Here is a 14,445-nt window from a genome sequence, read left to right as displayed (position 1 = left end):
ATGACGGAGCACGCAACATGACCTTAAATCAACAGGTTAGTTCTGCTCCTGTCTTTTACCTACTCAAAGACAGAAGGACAATCGTCATGAACAATCTTCCGACTCCCGAGACCGAGCTGATGAACGATAAGCTAGTGGACATGGTATTTATCACCAAATTTACGGGCCTAACCGATAAGTGGTTCTACAAGCTGATTAAGGACGGTCTGTTCCCGAGACCCATCAAGTTTGGCCGCAGTTCCCGCTGGCGGGAAAGTGATGTCAGGCGCTGGCTGATGGAGCGCATAGAAGAATCCCGTAAATAATGCCCTTGGGGCCACTTCCACACGCCTTATCCGTAAACAGTAACCCGACACAAGCGTTATATCAGTAAACGTCTGGCAGGGCTGTTGCTGCGCGTTATTTGTTAAGGGGCGCTGTAGGGATGAAATGAATGACACCCCAGCGGGGTTAAACATAATTAAAGGGGGAAGTGTCGGATAATTGACTGACACTTACTCCCCGGACTCACCATAGTTAAATTTAATTATTGAAGGTCCAGCTACCGGAATCGGTCACAATACTGGCTTCGATAATACGGTCACATTTCATATATTTGAACGTGGCCACATCACCGAATTGATATTTGGCTGGGAGGGTTCTGTTACCGACGCTCTCCATTTTACAGTTCCCCCGGTTAACCCGAATGGATTTCAGTAACACGTTGTCATCAGTGATAGTGAGCTGAATAACGCCATATCTGGTATTCCAGCCTTCATTGCTGACTGCGCTGCCGAACTGTACTTTAAAAGGAGGTGTCGTAGGTTGCTGTGCCTGCTGTTGTTGAGAAGGTGCAGGTTTATTCGCCTGCTGGCTACCCACGCCATTAATACCGTTCTGGAGGAGACTCCTGGAAACGTTAATCGTACCCGGTTTGCAGGATACGGTGCTGGTTTCCTGCCCGAGTGAATTCATGGCCGTGTAATAAGCATCGCCTGTACCATCATATTCCGAATAATTGACAGCAACAGCGCCTTCGATATCGGCACTTTCTCCGCGCAGCGTGAAAGAAGCGGTTCCCGCCTCTGATTTAGCGATGACAGTTTGCTTCGCCTCACCGGAAGGAATGTCCAGTTTAATAACTGAACCTCCCTCTTCGGAATCACCACCGGGCTTTACAAAACTGATATAAACAGTATGACTGGCATGACTGAGCGTCATTTGCTCGCCGTTTTCAAGCATGCATTGCAAGTCGTACCCTCCGTCTGCAAGAGCAGACTGGGCAGCAAATAACGATATTAACAATGCAGGAACAATTAGTGGTTTCATGAAATGTTTCCTTATCCAAAAAAATGGTCCCAGGCGTTACCCGCCCACTCAATAACCTTATCTTTCCCCTTACGGGCTAGCTCTTTGACGGGACCTGGTAACGGAACAGAATCAATAACGTCGTCAAGTATTCCGGAGAGCACGCTGGCAAAGCCGCCTTTCGCCTCCGTCTTTACGTCATCGGTTTTGTACTCTTCCTTAAACTGCGAGGCTGTGCTGCTTTTAGCTCGATCAGGCAAAGCACGGATCATCGTTTCCACCAGACGAAGGATGTTGTAGCCCTCATCGGCGGAGATAGGGATTACCGGATAGTGCGTAAAGCCAAATCGTTCAGTAATGTAGGCTTCTTTCTTTTCGATGTTGATGCGTTGTGCCGGGGACGGCTGATGCAGGTGTGTATCCCACTCACGGAAGGGCTCGATTTTATCCACCTGGTTGAGGACGAACAAAACGCGCTCCACCCCACCTGCAGGGAGCAGGACATTATTGTAGAAATGCTCATCCGCAGAAAAGGCCCGATCGTCGCCTTTTATCACCCAGAGGATGAGATCCAGAGAGGGAAGCAAAGTACGGTATAAATCTTCATACTCTTTATCCCGCCGGGCATTCTCACCGACGCCAGGGATATCAATTATCTTCAGCGAACGTTTACCAAACCGTATGCGCAGTTCCTGGGACTTACGCGTACAGGCTTCAACGTCACTGACTGCACACACTTCGCCCTGGAATAGCGCATTACACACGCTTGATTTACCTGCGCCGGTCTTTCCCATAACACCAATAACGGGTTCATAGTCGATAGCTTCACTGATTTTGTTAACCAGGTTTTCCCGCAGCGACTGAGGGAAAACATCAAGAATATTCCTGATGTCAGGTATGAGCGGCGGGCTGTCGGCTTTTATCGCATTGCTATCATTAAACATATTGTCCCATCCCCCTGAAATCCCCCCTTCTCTTCTGGTGATGCCATTAGCATCAGTAATCATCCGGCCTTCGCCCTTTACCGGGTCATCCATAAAGGTCTCCTTGCTTATGTTTAAATGAACGTTGCCAGTTACTCTCTGAAGGCCTGAATAACGTCACTGATGAAACGAAAGTGTGGAAGAGCCGAAATAAACTCCTCACTGGCGGTGAGCGCATCAAGTTCAGGCTTTCTACGAAAAGAGGTATCAAGAACAGTCACAGCGTTAACGTCTTCCATCCGAAACACCTGTAGCTTTCTCGCTCGAGTAGCCACAAGAAACCAGTTTCTTGACTGGAAAATCAGGCGGCGAGGAGCCACTCCTTCGTAGCTCTTACCATTGACTAATAGCGTGACGGCTCGGTAGTCACGGATCGCTTCGGCCAGCTCCAGAAAGCATGTGGTTTGGGTGATTGGCGATGGCAATCCTCCATGTCCGATAAGACATGGTGAGCACCCAGAGCTGCTGGTAATGAGCCGGATTAATCTGCGGTTCTGGGCCGGAATGATCCCCGAAATCCCAGAATTGAGGATAAACGTAAAGGTATTAGGTAAATGCTCTCGACCAGTTCGTCGGATAAGTCGATAGCTGCCACTGGAATGTTCAAGATCCAGATGGATTAGACGCTGTTGAAAATCCCGCTGTAGAGTGCGCTCTGAAACACCAAACTCATTTGCCAGCGCTTTCAGCTCCAGGGATTGACCAGCCAACAATCGGCTGATAATGACCGATAACCTGACGGACAGGCGGTCATAATGATCATGTTGTGTTTTCATGGTGAGAACAGTCCTGAACTCCCAAAATAACCAAATATTGATATGGGAGATTATGACGTACTGGTTCGACACGTTATGTCGTACCAAAGGGAGGTGGATTGAAAAAATGGTGGGGGTGACTGCAGTGATCTAATGCTATGAAATATAAGTTAGTTAGTTGATTCCAAGGCGAAGGCATCATAAAAAAAAGACACAACCTGTCGCATTCCGCATTGTCAGAAAGAGAATATCTGCTGCTCACGAAAATGATTTAGTTCTGAAAATAGTTATAAACCAATAGACATCCGTGCAGTTGTAACCATCCCCGTAAACCGGCCCATTCACTTTTAGAGATCTTCCGACATACTGATTATGTTCCCGGAGGAGATCGCCATGCGTAAAGCCCGATTCACCGAACACCAGATCATTGCCGTTCTGAAGTCCGTCGAAGCCGGACGTACCGTCAAGGATGTCTGCCGTGAAGCCGGTATTTCTGAGGCCAGCTATTACAACTGGAAAGCGAAGTATGGCGGTATGGAAGCCTCTGATATCAAAAAGATGAAGGATCTTGAGGACGAAAACCGCCGGCTGAAACAAATGTTTGCTGACCTGAGTCTGGAAAATCGTGCGTTAAAAGACGTCATCGAAAAAAAGCTTTAAAATCAGCGATAAAACGTGAGCTCGTCAACTATCTGACTGCCCAGTTTGCGATGAGCATACGCCGGGCATGCAGGATGTTATCGCTGAGCAGGACGGTATTTCGTTACCAGCCGGAGGATACACGGCGTGATGAGCCAGTGATTGTGGCGCTGACTGTAGCGGCTGAGCGCTATCCACGGTATGGATTTAATAAACTTTTTCAGATACTTCGCAGACAAGGCAATCCCTGGAACCATAAAAGAGTCCACCGGATTTACTGCCTGCTGAAACTGAATTTTCGCCGTAAAGGAAAGCAGCGTTTGCCGGTACGTAACCCGTCACCACTGGCAACGCCGGAAGCACTTAACCAGAGCTGGTCGATAGACTTTATGCATGATGCTTTGGTCTGCGGCAGACGGTTCCGGACCTTCAATGTGGTTGATGACTTTAACCGCGAGGCCCTCGCAATAGAAATCGATCTGAATATCCCGGCACAACGGGTGGTCCGGGTGCTGGACAGGATCGTGGCAAACCGGGGTTATCCGCTGAAACTGCGGATGGACAACGGCCCGGAACTCATTTCGCTGACGCTGGCGCAATGGGCAGAAGAGCATGGTGTGGCACTGGAATTTATTAAACCAGGCAAACCAACACAGAATGCGTTTATCGAACGTTTTAACCGGACCTACCGGACAGAAATACTGGATTTTTACCTGTTCAGGACACTGAATGAAGCACGGGAAATAACAGAGCGCTGGCTGACGGAATATAACAGTGAGCGACCTCATGAATCCCTGAATAACCTGACGCCGGAAGAGTACCGGCTGATGGCTGAAAAACCGGAAATCTCAAAAAGTGCGTGGAACTAAAACGGGTGTGCTTACAGTCACGACATATAAACCTAGCTATATTATCATTAGGATCTAATAAGCCTTTATAATCACTAAGTCTGTTATATCCAAAAGCCATGGTGAGACTTAATAATTCTTTCTTTCTATTATAAAACATTTCTTTTGGCGGTTTATTTTGACCAAAAGCAACCGATAATAAGTACACCCCCAGATATTCAAAAAATTTAACAAAAGCGTCGCATCGATCTCTTTCATTAAACTTGGATTCAGCCAACTCCCAGAGAATTGCTAAAGGAGTTGGTAACATTAATGAAAATTCTTGTTCATATCTACTTGCAACTCTCAAATATGGTTGTAACTGCTCTTGAGCTGATTGAAAATCAGAAAATATGGAATTTTTAAGTAAAGATACTCGTGTTAATACGGCTTCACAATTATTCCAAAACTCTATCAATTTGGACTGACTTTCTATTGAAGGAAGAGAGAATCTAGTGTTTAACCATGTAGACATAGATACATTCCTTGAGAACCCATTAATAGCTTTGAAATTACTATCAAGCCAATCCACGCCTTCTTCTTGCTGTAAAAATATATTGTAAAACTCAGGAAGAAGTGTTTCGTTTTGAAAATCAAAGCGAGATAGATTGAGCATTTTCCTCTTTTCGTTTAAGCCGGAAAACTCAGCTATTTTACCTGTATATGGTTCAAGAACATAAAGCCCATCATCACTTAACCTAATAATATCTTTAAAACGAATCTGCTGCCCTTGAAGTAATTTATCTCTAGAATGATTCTTTTGGAAAAAGGAATGAAAGTTAATCTCATAACCAACTACTCCAACATCAAAATCTTTATTATCTCGCTTGTTAGCATTAATCCATGCATCTGCAGCATGTGGTAAAATTTCGGTTTCGAAGTAATGTTCTACCAAGTCATCAATAGCAATGAAAGGGTTCAATGGTACATTTTCGCTTTCTCGCAGATCGCCATCCTGCTCAAATTCCACCAAGTTGCCACGATATGAAAATACTCCATACAATGGCTTGGCAGTACCTTCCAGAATTTTTTTCACCACCGGTTCTGCTGAAGGGTTTTTCATGGTGATAGCGTCGATAAACTGTTTTTTCTCTTTGGTATTCAGCTTAACGCCTGCATTTTTTATCGCATCCCTTAGAATCAGCTGAAACTCATTAAAGTTGTTACTAACCAGTTCCTTACCGCCAGCTTTATAATGTAACTGACCTGCCCCCACGATTAGATACAACACTCAGTTAGTAACGCCGGAATCTTCATTCTCAGAATGACCCTTTCTCCAGCCCGCTGCAAATTCAGACGGTGTCTGATAATTCAGCGTGGAGTGCGGGCGGCATTCGTTATAATCCTGCCGCCAGTCATTAATAATTTTCCTGGCATGAACGATATCGCTGAACCAGTGCTCATTCAAACATTCATCGCGAAATCGTCCGTTAAAGCTCTCAATAAATCCGTTCTGCGTTGGCTTGCCCGGCTGGATTAAGCGCAACTCAACACCATGCTCAAAGGCCCATTGATCCAGTGCACGGCAAGTGAACTCCGGCCCCTGGTCAGTTCTTATCGTCGCCGGATAGCCTCGAAACAGTGCAATGCTGTCCAGAATACGCGTGACCTGAACGCCTGAAATCCCAAAGGCAACAGTGACCGTCAGGCATTCCTTTGTGAAATCATCGACGCAGGTAAGACACTTGATCCTGCGACCGGTGGAAAGTGCGTCCATGACGAAATCCATCGACCAGGTCAGATTGGGCGCCGCGACGGAGCAGCGGCAGACGTTCTGTTGCCAGCCCTTTACGACGTCTTCTGCGTTTTACGCCCAGGCCACTGAGGTGATAAAGCCGGTACACGCGCTTATGATTAACATGAAGCCCTTCACGGCGCAGCAACTGCCAAATACGACGGTAGCCAAAACGCCTGCGCTCCAGTGCCAGCTCAGTGATGCGCCCTGATAAATGCGCATCAGCAGCCGGACGGTGAGCCTCATAGCGGCAGGTCGACAGGGATAAACCTGTAAGCCTGCAGGCACGACGTTGCGACAGACCGGTCGCATCACACATCAACATCACGGCTTCCCGCTTCTGGTCTGTCGTCAGTACTTTCGCCCAAGAGCCACCTGAAGCGCCTCTTTATCCAGCATGGCTTCGGCAAGCAGCTTCTTGAGTCTGGCGTTCTCTTCCTCAAGCGACTTCAGGCGCTTAACTTCAGGCACCTCCATACCGCCATACTTCTTACGCCAGGTGTAAAACGTGGCATCGGAAATGGCATGCTTGCGGCAGAGTTCACGGGCGGGTACCCCAGCTTCGGCTTCGCGGAGAATACTGATGATCTGTTCGTCGGAAAAACGCTTCTTCATGGGGATGTCCTCATGTGGCTTATGAAGACATTACTAACATCGGGGTGTACTAATCAACGGGGAGCAGGTCATAACTCCGTCTGGATTTTCTCTGCCTTTTCCATCAAAGCAAGTTGAGCCAACCATAGTCTGCTATCCAGTAGGTTTATAATTTGCCCCTCTTTCAACCCAGCAAATTCAGCTCTGAGCATAGCACGGGCTTCAACTTCGATATCTATAAAGTCACCGTAGTTATTGTTTTGCCACCGTGCAGCGAACTCTTTATACAAACTTTCCATCGGCGCATTAAACGGTTTGGGTGCAAAGCGTAAAGTGTCAATTGCTTCATCGGACACTTGTGCAGACAAACGCAATGGACGTTCTATGGTCAAACGGCGGTAGCCAAAATCTGTATTGTTACAAATTTTGCTGGCAAGGGTCTTCGGCACTTCAGTTTTAGCAGTGGCAGAGTGTCCCCCACGATTGGATTTTTGCTCGGTCACTTTCTCAAGACCATAGCGTTCAAGTGAGGTCGTATCCACAACATCAAACTCAGCAAAGATACGAGTGATTAGTTTAATATCGTCCTCATCCATAAGGTTACGCTTAGAACCTAAAGACTTACGCATCTTGCCACACAGGTTAGTAGCGTCAATCAGTTGGACTTTGCCTTTGCGCTCTAGTGTTTTCCCATTTGACAGAATCCAGACGTAAGTCGCTATGCCTGTGTTATAGAACATGTCTGTCGGCAGTGCGATAATTCCTTCCAGCAAGTCGGCTTCCAGAATATAACGGCGAATTTCACTCTCTCCGCTTCCTGCACCACCGGTAGACAATGGCGAACCATTTAGGATAATCCCGATACGTCCGCGATTGCTCATAGGTCCCTTGACTTGACCGCTATCGTGCATTTTGCTGATCAAATGCATTAAAAACAGTAGAGAGCCGTCCGACACGCGTGGTAAGCCGGGGCCAAACCGCCCTTTAAAGCCTTTTTGCCGCTGCTCGTCGTTAATCTCGACTTCAATTTTTTTCCAATCCAAACCAAAAGGCGGGTTGGACAGCATGTAGTCAAACTTATCAAAAGAAAGCTGATCGTTAGAAAGCGTGTTGCCAAGCTTGATGCCGCTAACATCCTGACCTTTTATCAACATATTGGCTTTACAAATGGCGTAAGACTCTGGGTTAAGCTCTTGGCCAAAAACACGTATAAAGGCATTTGGGTTTAGCTCATGTATGTATTCTAAACCGCTAGAGAGGAAACCGCCGGTACCGGCCGTAGGGTCATAAATTGTGCGGAAGATGCCGTCTTTTGACAACACATCATCATCTTCGATCAATACCAGTGAAGTGGTTAAACGTACAATATCACGTGGGGTAAAGTGCTCCCCAGCAGTCTCGTTAGAGCTCTCCGCAAAACGCCGAATCAGTTCTTCAAACACCAGCCCCATTTGGTGGTTAGAAATAACTTTCGGGCTCAAGTCAGTGTTAGCGAATTTCTTAACGATTTTATACAGAAGATCTACATCATCTAGAAGGCCAATAAACTCGCTAAACCTGAAATGCTCAAAGATTTCACGCAAATCCCCTGAGAAAGATTGAACATAGTTCTCGAGGTTTGCCTTAATGTCATCAGGTCCCATCTTGCTGAGATCCATCTGCGATGTATTGAAGTACGGCAACCCATTGGTAGCACGTAACAGATGCCTTTCTCGCTCTTCTTCCGATAATATGACGACTTTCAATTTTTCTGCTTCCGCAACCACATCATCTTTTGTCGGTGCTAGCATGCACTCAAGGCGGCGTAACAATGTAAAAGGCAGGATAACGCGTCCATATTGGGCGTGCCTAAAATTTCCACGCAGGAGGTCAGCGACCAACCAGATAGAGACAGCTGTTTGAGTAAAAGTAGAACTGTTCATGAAACCCTCAGAAGAGCTCGGAGCCATAAAAATTAATCCATAGCAATTTACACTGGCTTTATAACCCAGTGTAAAGAAAAATATTTATGTGAGGCTTTTCAATAAAGCCAAACGAAAAAATGGCACTATATGAGCCTAATTAGCAATTACCTTTCCAAAATCAAACGGGCTAACCCCCTTCTCCCGGTTCGCATCCAGATAATCCGCCCACCACTGCAGCATCAGCCTCCTCTCTCCCAAATGCTCCGCCTTATGGATGTAAGCTGCCCGAACAGAGCTACGCTCCTGATGGCTCATCTGCCGCTCCACCGCATCCCTCGACCACAGCCCCGACTCAATCAGCGAACTACACGCCATCGCCCTGAACCCATGCCCACAGACTTCCGTTTTTGTGTCATAGCCCATCACTCGAAGAGCTTTGTTCACCGTATTCTCACTCATCGGCTTACGCGGATCGTGATCGCCTACGAAAATCAGCTCTCGATTCCCATTCATGCTTTTGATCTTTTCCAGAATGGCTAAGGCTTGCCGCGACAAAGGAACAAGATGAGGAGTCTTCATCTTCGAACCACGCTGAGAATGCTTTACACCTTCCAGCGGTTCACGCTCACCTGGAATCGTCCACATGGCCGTTTCAAAATCCACTTCTGACCAACGGGCAAAGCGCAGTTCGCTTGAACGGATGAAAACTAACAACGTGAGTTCTACAGCCAGTCGAGTTAACGGCCTGCCAGAGTAATGATCAATGCGGCGTAGTAATTCAGGGATGCGATTAAGCTCCAGAGCCGCACGATGCTGTCTTTTAGCAGTAGCAACCGCACCGGCAATTTCTTGCGCAGGGTTGTAGTCGATTAATCCGCTCTGAACGGCAAAGCGCATAATCGCAGTAGTCCGCTGCTGTAAACGAGCGGCGACTTCAAGACGCCCGGATGACTCTACCGCTTTGATGGGGACAAGCAGATCTCGTGTCTTCAGTTCCGTAATGTTCCGCTTACCGATGACAGCAAAGAGATTATCTTCGAGACTTTTTAATACACGAGCGCTATGCGCTGAAGACCATTTCTGATTACTGGCATGCCAGTCTCTGGCGACCACTTCAAACGTTATCGCCTCTTGCTCCTGCTCTACCTTAACGGCTTTCTTGCTCTCACTAGGATCGACGCCATTAGCTAATAGTTTACGGGCCTCATCCCGGCGAGCCCTGGCATCCGCCAGCGAAACCTCAGGGTATTTCCCAAGCGCCAGCATCTTCTCCTTACCACCAAAACGATAACGAAGCCGCCAATATTTTGAACCGTTAGGGTGAACCAGCAAAACCATGCCTTCACCGTCAGTAAGTTTATAGGCTTTTGCTTCAGGCTTAGCCGAACGAACCTTCACATCACTCAGAGCCATGATGAGTATCCTTTCAAGGGTCCTGTGTGGGTACAAACATTATCGAACCGGGATATACCCGCAGTTGTACCCGCATCAGTAAGTTGATGTAGATTGAATCAGGTTGACTTAGGTTGAGCGAAAAAGCGAGGAAAGCCTTGCGGATACTGGATTTCAGGCACAAAAAAAGACGTCCGTTGACGTCTATTGATGTTCCGATGGTGCCGAAGGCCGGACTCGAACCGGCACGTATTTCTACGGTTGATTTTGAATCAACTGCGTCTACCGATTTCGCCACTCCGGCACGGAAGGGGATGCGGAAACGTGATGGATTATACCTGTCACACGCGCCCATGCAAGCGACGATGCGGCTTCCCGCCGTTAAGTGATGAAAAATTCATCGCCTCAGTACGTTAGCGTTGGCGCAGTCACATTTTTACCCTACCCCCATGCCTCCTTCTGCCAAAGCGCCTGCTTCGCACTTGCTCTACACTTCCTGTTCAACACCAACAACGGGAAAGCATGATGACGATTATAAAAAGCTATGCCGCGAAACAAGCGGGTGCCGATCTGGAAGTGTGGGAGTACGACGCGGGTGAACTGACGCCGGAAGATGTGGAAGTGCAGGTGGATTACTGCGGGATCTGCCATTCGGATCTGTCGATGATCGATAACGAATGGGGTATGTCGCAGTATCCGCTGGTGGCGGGCCACGAGGTGATTGGTCGCGTAGTGGCGCTCGGCAGCGCGGCGCAGGGTAAAGGGCTGAAAGTCGGGCAGCGCGTGGGCGTGGGCTGGACGGCGCGTAGCTGTGGTCATTGCGATGCCTGTATCAGCGGTAATCAAATCAACTGCCTGGAAGGCGCGGTGCCGACCATCATCAATCGTGGTGGTTTTGCCGATAAGCTGCGCGCTGACTGGCAATGGGTGATCCCGCTGCCGGAAAACATTGATATCGAAAGCGCCGGGCCGATGCTGTGCGGCGGTATCACTGTCTTTAAACCGCTGCTGATGCATCACGTCACAGCCACCAGCCGCGTGGGGGTGATCGGTATCGGCGGGCTGGGCCATATCGCCATTAAACTGCTGCATGCTATGGGCGCGGAAGTGACGGCGTTCAGCTCAAATCCGGCGAAAGAGCAGGAAGTGCGCGCGATGGGGGCCGATAAGGTGGTCAACAGCCGTGATGCGGCCGCGTTACAGGCGCTGGCGGGTCAGTATGATCTGATCATCAATACCGTCAACGTTGACCTCGACTGGCAGCCGTACTTCGAAGCGCTGACCTATGGCGGCAATTTCCATACCGTCGGCGCGGTGCTCAAACCGCTGTCGGTTCCGGCGTTTACGCTGATTGCGGGCGATCGCAGCGTCTCCGGTTCGGCGACGGGCAACCCGTCCGAACTGCGTAAGCTGATGAAGTTTGCCGGGCGCAGCGGCGTGACACCAACGACGCAACTGTTCCCGATGTCTAAAATCAACGACGCCCTGCAACACCTTCGTGATGGCAAAGCGCGCTATCGCGTGGTGCTGAAAGCGGATTTCTGATCCCTCCGGCCCTCTATCCCCTGAGAGGGCCAAAAATCGTCCTGTTCATAAAATCATCATCTTACCGCCATTCATTTGCAGTAAATCTTTTCCAGACTGGGTCGCTTTGAAACGCCTTAGCGAGCCCGATGATGATGACGAAAAAAACCTGGCTTCCCTGGCTTATTCTGTCGCCTTCCCTGCTGTTTTTACTGCTGTTTACCTATTTTCCGCTGGTGCGTTCGGTGTACGACAGCCTGTTCGATACCCGCATGGCGGGCGACGCGGCACCGTACGTCGGCCTGGGCAATTTCATCCGCCTGTTTGAAGACGCCGTCTTCTGGCAGTCGCTGGTGAACAACCTGATTTATATCCTGCTGACGGTGGTGCCCGGCGTGGCGCTGGCGTTGCTGTTGGCCGTCGCGTTGTGGGAAAACCACCGCGTTAACCGCTGGCTACGTACTGCCTTCTTCTTTCCAATGATTATCCCGATGGTCAGCGCTGCGGCGCTGTGGCTGTTCATCTTTATGCCTGGCATGGGGATGCTGGATTACTATCTGGCGAAGCTGTTCGGGCCGATGAACAACAACTGGCTTGGTCGCAGCAACAGCGCGCTGTATGCACTGGCGCTGATTGGTGTGTGGAAATTCGCCGGCTATTACATGCTATTTTTCCTCGCCGGGTTGCAGAGCATTCCGGTTTCGGCGCGCGAAGCGGCGATGATGGAAGGTGCCACACCGACGCAGATCTTTTTCAAAGTGACGCTGCCGTTGCTGCGCCCGACGCTGAGTTTTGTGGTTACCACGGCACTCATCTACTCCATTACGCAGATTGACCATGTCGCGGTGATGACGCGCGGCGGGCCGGACAACGCCACCAGCGTGCTGCTCTATTACATCCAGAATCTGGCGTGGGATACCCACGATCTCGGCAAAGCCTCCGCCGCCACGTTCCTGACGCTGGCTGGGCTGTTTGCTTTCTCCTTCATTAACCTGAAATTACTGGAACGAGGTGCGCACCATGAGCGTTGAGATCTCGCCAGCCATCACCCGCACGCAAAACGCCTCGCGCCCGCTGTGGTTGCGTCTGCGCCGTTCGAAAAGCGTCACCCTCAGCGTGCTGATGAGTTGCATGGCGCTGCTGTGGATAAGCCCGTTCCTGTGGATGCTGTCGTCGGCCTTTAGCGCCAGCACCTTTGGCGAGGGAATGGCCTCGGTGCTGCCGCGTTTCCCGCTGACCCTCGACAACTTCAGCGATGCCTGGGACAGCGCAAACTGGCTGAGCCTGTACGCCAACACCCTTATCTTCGCGTTCGGCACCTTTGCCGTGCAATTACTGACCATCACCACCGCCGGGTACGTCTTTGCCTGCCATGAGTTTCGCGGCAAACAGACGCTGTTCCTGCTGTTTCTCGTGCAACTGATGATCATGCCGGTGGTGATGATGGTGCCGAACATGATGACGCTGAAAACCTTCGGGCTGCTCAATACATTGACTGGCGTGATGATGCCCTATTTCGCATCGGCGTTTGGCGTGTTCCTGATGCGTCAGGCGTTCCTCGCCATTCCGAAAGAGCTGGAAGAAGCGGCGCTGATGGAGGGATGCCGCTGGTGGCAGGTGCTGTATCGCGTGCTGCTGCCGATGTCGTGGCCGTCGGTGCTGGCCTTCGCCACCGTGAGCATTACCTATCACTGGAACGAATATTTGTGGCCGTTGATGATGCTCAACGATCCGGACAAACAGGTGTTAACCGTCGGACTGGTTTCCTTCGCCATGGGCGCAGAATCCGGCGGGCAGTGGGGAATGATCGGCGCCGGGACGCTGATGGTCTGCTTGCCGCTGATGATCGCTTTTATCGCATTTCAGAAACAGTTCCTGCGAAGCTTCGGTTTTTCAGGCATAAAATAAGGAGTTTTTTCATGCTGTTAGCGCATATTTCCGATACCCATTTCCGTAGCCAGGGCCAGAAACTGTATGGTTTTATCGACGTCAACGCCGGTAATGCCGACGTGGTGGCGCAGCTCAACGCCCTGCGTGAACGCCCGGACGCGGTCGTCGTCAGCGGCGATATCGTCAACTGCGGTCGCCCGGAAGAGTACCTTGTCGCCCGCCAGACGCTCGGCGCGCTGCATTATCCGCTGTTGCTGATCCCCGGCAATCATGATGACAAAGCTCTGTTCCTGGAGTATCTGCAACCGCTGTGCCCGCAACTGGGTAATGATCCGCAGAACATGCGCTACGCGGTAGATGACTTCGCCACCCGCCTGTTGTTTATCGATTCCAGCCTGCCGGGTCATTCCAAAGGCTGGCTGACGGAAGAGACTCTCGAATGGCTGGAAGCGCAGTTGTTTGAAGGCGGCGACAAACCTGCTGCCGTGTTTATGCATCACCCACCGCTGCCGCTGGGTAACGCCCAGATGGACCCTATTGCCTGTGAAAACGGCCATCGCCTGCTGGCGCTGGTGGAGCGTTTCCCGTCGCTGGTGCGCATCTTCTGCGGTCATAACCATAACCTGACCCTGACGCAATACCGTCAGGCGACGATTGCCACCGTGCCCGCCACCGTCCATCAGGTGCCGTTCCACCATGAAGACACGCGCCCGTATTACGACATGTCGCCGTCGTCGTGCGTGATGCACCGCCAGGTGGATGAACAGTGGGTCAGCTATCAGCACTCGCTGGCGCACTACGCCGGGCCGTGGCTGTATGACGAGAACACCAGTTGCCCGACGCAAGAGCGTTAAT

The 14,445-nt window shown here is 50.0% G+C and carries 11 protein-coding genes, 1 tRNA gene and 1 pseudogene; 6 read left to right on the top strand and 7 right to left on the bottom strand.

What is annotated here, in order from left to right:
• The first annotated feature begins 86 nt into the window (after positions 1–86).
• A complete protein-coding gene (locus QMG90_RS02625) occupies positions 87–305 on the top strand; it encodes a helix-turn-helix transcriptional regulator (RefSeq protein ID WP_283283868.1) in 219 nt (72 codons plus the stop codon).
• Between the two features lie 217 nt (positions 306–522).
• Here QMG90_RS02625 and QMG90_RS02620 read toward each other — a convergent pair whose 3' ends face one another.
• Genes QMG90_RS02620 through QMG90_RS02610 form a run of 3 tightly spaced genes read right to left on the bottom strand, consistent with a single transcriptional unit; the run spans position 523 to position 3,046 of the window.
• Positions 523–1,308, bottom strand: coding sequence for a hypothetical protein (locus QMG90_RS02620; protein ID WP_283282592.1), 786 nt, complete (start codon positions 1,306–1,308; stop codon positions 523–525).
• An 11-nt stretch (positions 1,309–1,319) separates the two neighbouring features.
• Positions 1,320–2,324 carry a GTPase family protein gene (locus tag QMG90_RS02615; RefSeq protein WP_283282591.1) on the bottom strand — a complete coding sequence of 335 codons (1,005 nt, stop codon included), beginning with the start codon at positions 2,322–2,324 and terminating at the stop codon, positions 1,320–1,322.
• 38 nt (positions 2,325–2,362) lie between these two features.
• Complete coding sequence (locus QMG90_RS02610) at positions 2,363–3,046, bottom strand: WYL domain-containing protein (RefSeq protein ID WP_283282590.1); 684 nt, start codon at positions 3,044–3,046, stop codon at positions 2,363–2,365.
• Between the two features lie 372 nt (positions 3,047–3,418).
• Here QMG90_RS02610 and QMG90_RS02605 point away from each other — a divergent pair.
• Positions 3,419–4,533 (top strand): IS3 family transposase gene (locus tag QMG90_RS02605; protein ID WP_430381670.1). Its coding sequence is split into 2 segments (ribosomal slippage): positions 3,419–3,680 and positions 3,680–4,533, totalling 1,116 coding nucleotides; the frame shifts between segments, so codons are not numbered across the junction.
• A gap of 1,249 nt (positions 4,534–5,782) precedes the next feature.
• Here the strand turns inward: QMG90_RS02605 and QMG90_RS02600 are convergent.
• The 4 genes and pseudogenes from QMG90_RS02600 to QMG90_RS02585 all read right to left on the bottom strand — a co-directional run bounded on the left by QMG90_RS02600 (position 5,783) and on the right by QMG90_RS02585 (position 10,480).
• A pseudogene (locus tag QMG90_RS02600) lies at positions 5,783–6,901 on the bottom strand (IS3-like element ISSen4 family transposase).
• Positions 6,902–6,969: 68 nt separating this feature from the next.
• Positions 6,970–8,802 carry a type I restriction-modification system subunit M gene (locus tag QMG90_RS02595; protein WP_283282588.1) on the bottom strand — a complete coding sequence of 611 codons (1,833 nt, stop codon included), beginning with the start codon at positions 8,800–8,802 and terminating at the stop codon, positions 6,970–6,972.
• Between the two features lie 135 nt (positions 8,803–8,937).
• Positions 8,938–10,197, bottom strand: a complete 1,260-nt coding sequence (locus QMG90_RS02590) for a tyrosine-type recombinase/integrase (protein ID WP_283282587.1) — start codon at positions 10,195–10,197, stop codon at positions 8,938–8,940.
• 198 nt (positions 10,198–10,395) lie between these two features.
• Positions 10,396–10,480 (bottom strand) — tRNA-Leu (locus QMG90_RS02585).
• A gap of 221 nt (positions 10,481–10,701) precedes the next feature.
• Here QMG90_RS02585 and ahr point away from each other — a divergent pair.
• The 4 genes from ahr to QMG90_RS02565 all read left to right on the top strand — a co-directional run bounded on the left by ahr (position 10,702) and on the right by QMG90_RS02565 (position 14,444).
• On the top strand, positions 10,702–11,721 hold the full coding sequence (gene ahr, locus QMG90_RS02580) for an NADPH-dependent aldehyde reductase Ahr (RefSeq protein ID WP_283283867.1): 1,020 nt from the start codon (positions 10,702–10,704) through the stop codon (positions 11,719–11,721).
• Between the two features lie 128 nt (positions 11,722–11,849).
• Positions 11,850–12,731, top strand: coding sequence for a carbohydrate ABC transporter permease (locus QMG90_RS02575; RefSeq protein ID WP_283282586.1), 882 nt, complete (start codon positions 11,850–11,852; stop codon positions 12,729–12,731).
• The gene (locus QMG90_RS02570; protein ID WP_283282585.1) at positions 12,721–13,608 is read left to right on the top strand and encodes a carbohydrate ABC transporter permease; all 888 of its coding nucleotides are present in this window, start codon (positions 12,721–12,723) and stop codon (positions 13,606–13,608) included. Before QMG90_RS02575 ends, QMG90_RS02570 begins: the two co-directional genes overlap by 11 nt.
• 11 nt (positions 13,609–13,619) lie before the next feature.
• On the top strand, positions 13,620–14,444 hold the full coding sequence (locus QMG90_RS02565; RefSeq protein WP_283282584.1) for a phosphodiesterase: 825 nt from the start codon (positions 13,620–13,622) through the stop codon (positions 14,442–14,444).
• Position 14,445 lies beyond the last annotated feature (1 nt).

The organism is Trabulsiella odontotermitis (genome assembly GCF_030053895.1).
Lineage (GTDB): Bacteria > Pseudomonadota > Gammaproteobacteria > Enterobacterales > Enterobacteriaceae > Trabulsiella > Trabulsiella odontotermitis_C.
The sequence above is the reverse complement of the archived record's forward strand: the minus strand, read 5'-3'. Positions and strand labels throughout refer to the sequence as shown.

What these genes read in the sequence shown, in the direction of transcription:
- QMG90_RS02625 (WP_283283868.1), top strand. Translation starts at nt 87, where the DNA reads ATGAACAATCTTCCGACTCCCGAGACCGAGCTGATGAACGATAAGCTA.
- QMG90_RS02620 (WP_283282592.1), bottom strand. Translation starts at nt 1,308, where the DNA reads ATGAAACCACTAATTGTTCCTGCATTGTTAATATCGTTATTTGCTGCC.
- QMG90_RS02615 (WP_283282591.1), bottom strand. Translation starts at nt 2,324, where the DNA reads ATGGATGACCCGGTAAAGGGCGAAGGCCGGATGATTACTGATGCTAAT.
- QMG90_RS02610 (WP_283282590.1), bottom strand. Translation starts at nt 3,046, where the DNA reads ATGAAAACACAACATGATCATTATGACCGCCTGTCCGTCAGGTTATCG.
- QMG90_RS02595 (WP_283282588.1), bottom strand. Translation starts at nt 8,802, where the DNA reads ATGAACAGTTCTACTTTTACTCAAACAGCTGTCTCTATCTGGTTGGTC.
- QMG90_RS02590 (WP_283282587.1), bottom strand. Translation starts at nt 10,197, where the DNA reads ATGGCTCTGAGTGATGTGAAGGTTCGTTCGGCTAAGCCTGAAGCAAAA.
- ahr (WP_283283867.1), top strand. Translation starts at nt 10,702, where the DNA reads ATGACGATTATAAAAAGCTATGCCGCGAAACAAGCGGGTGCCGATCTG.
- QMG90_RS02575 (WP_283282586.1), top strand. Translation starts at nt 11,850, where the DNA reads ATGATGATGACGAAAAAAACCTGGCTTCCCTGGCTTATTCTGTCGCCT.
- QMG90_RS02570 (WP_283282585.1), top strand. Translation starts at nt 12,721, where the DNA reads ATGAGCGTTGAGATCTCGCCAGCCATCACCCGCACGCAAAACGCCTCG.
- QMG90_RS02565 (WP_283282584.1), top strand. Translation starts at nt 13,620, where the DNA reads ATGCTGTTAGCGCATATTTCCGATACCCATTTCCGTAGCCAGGGCCAG.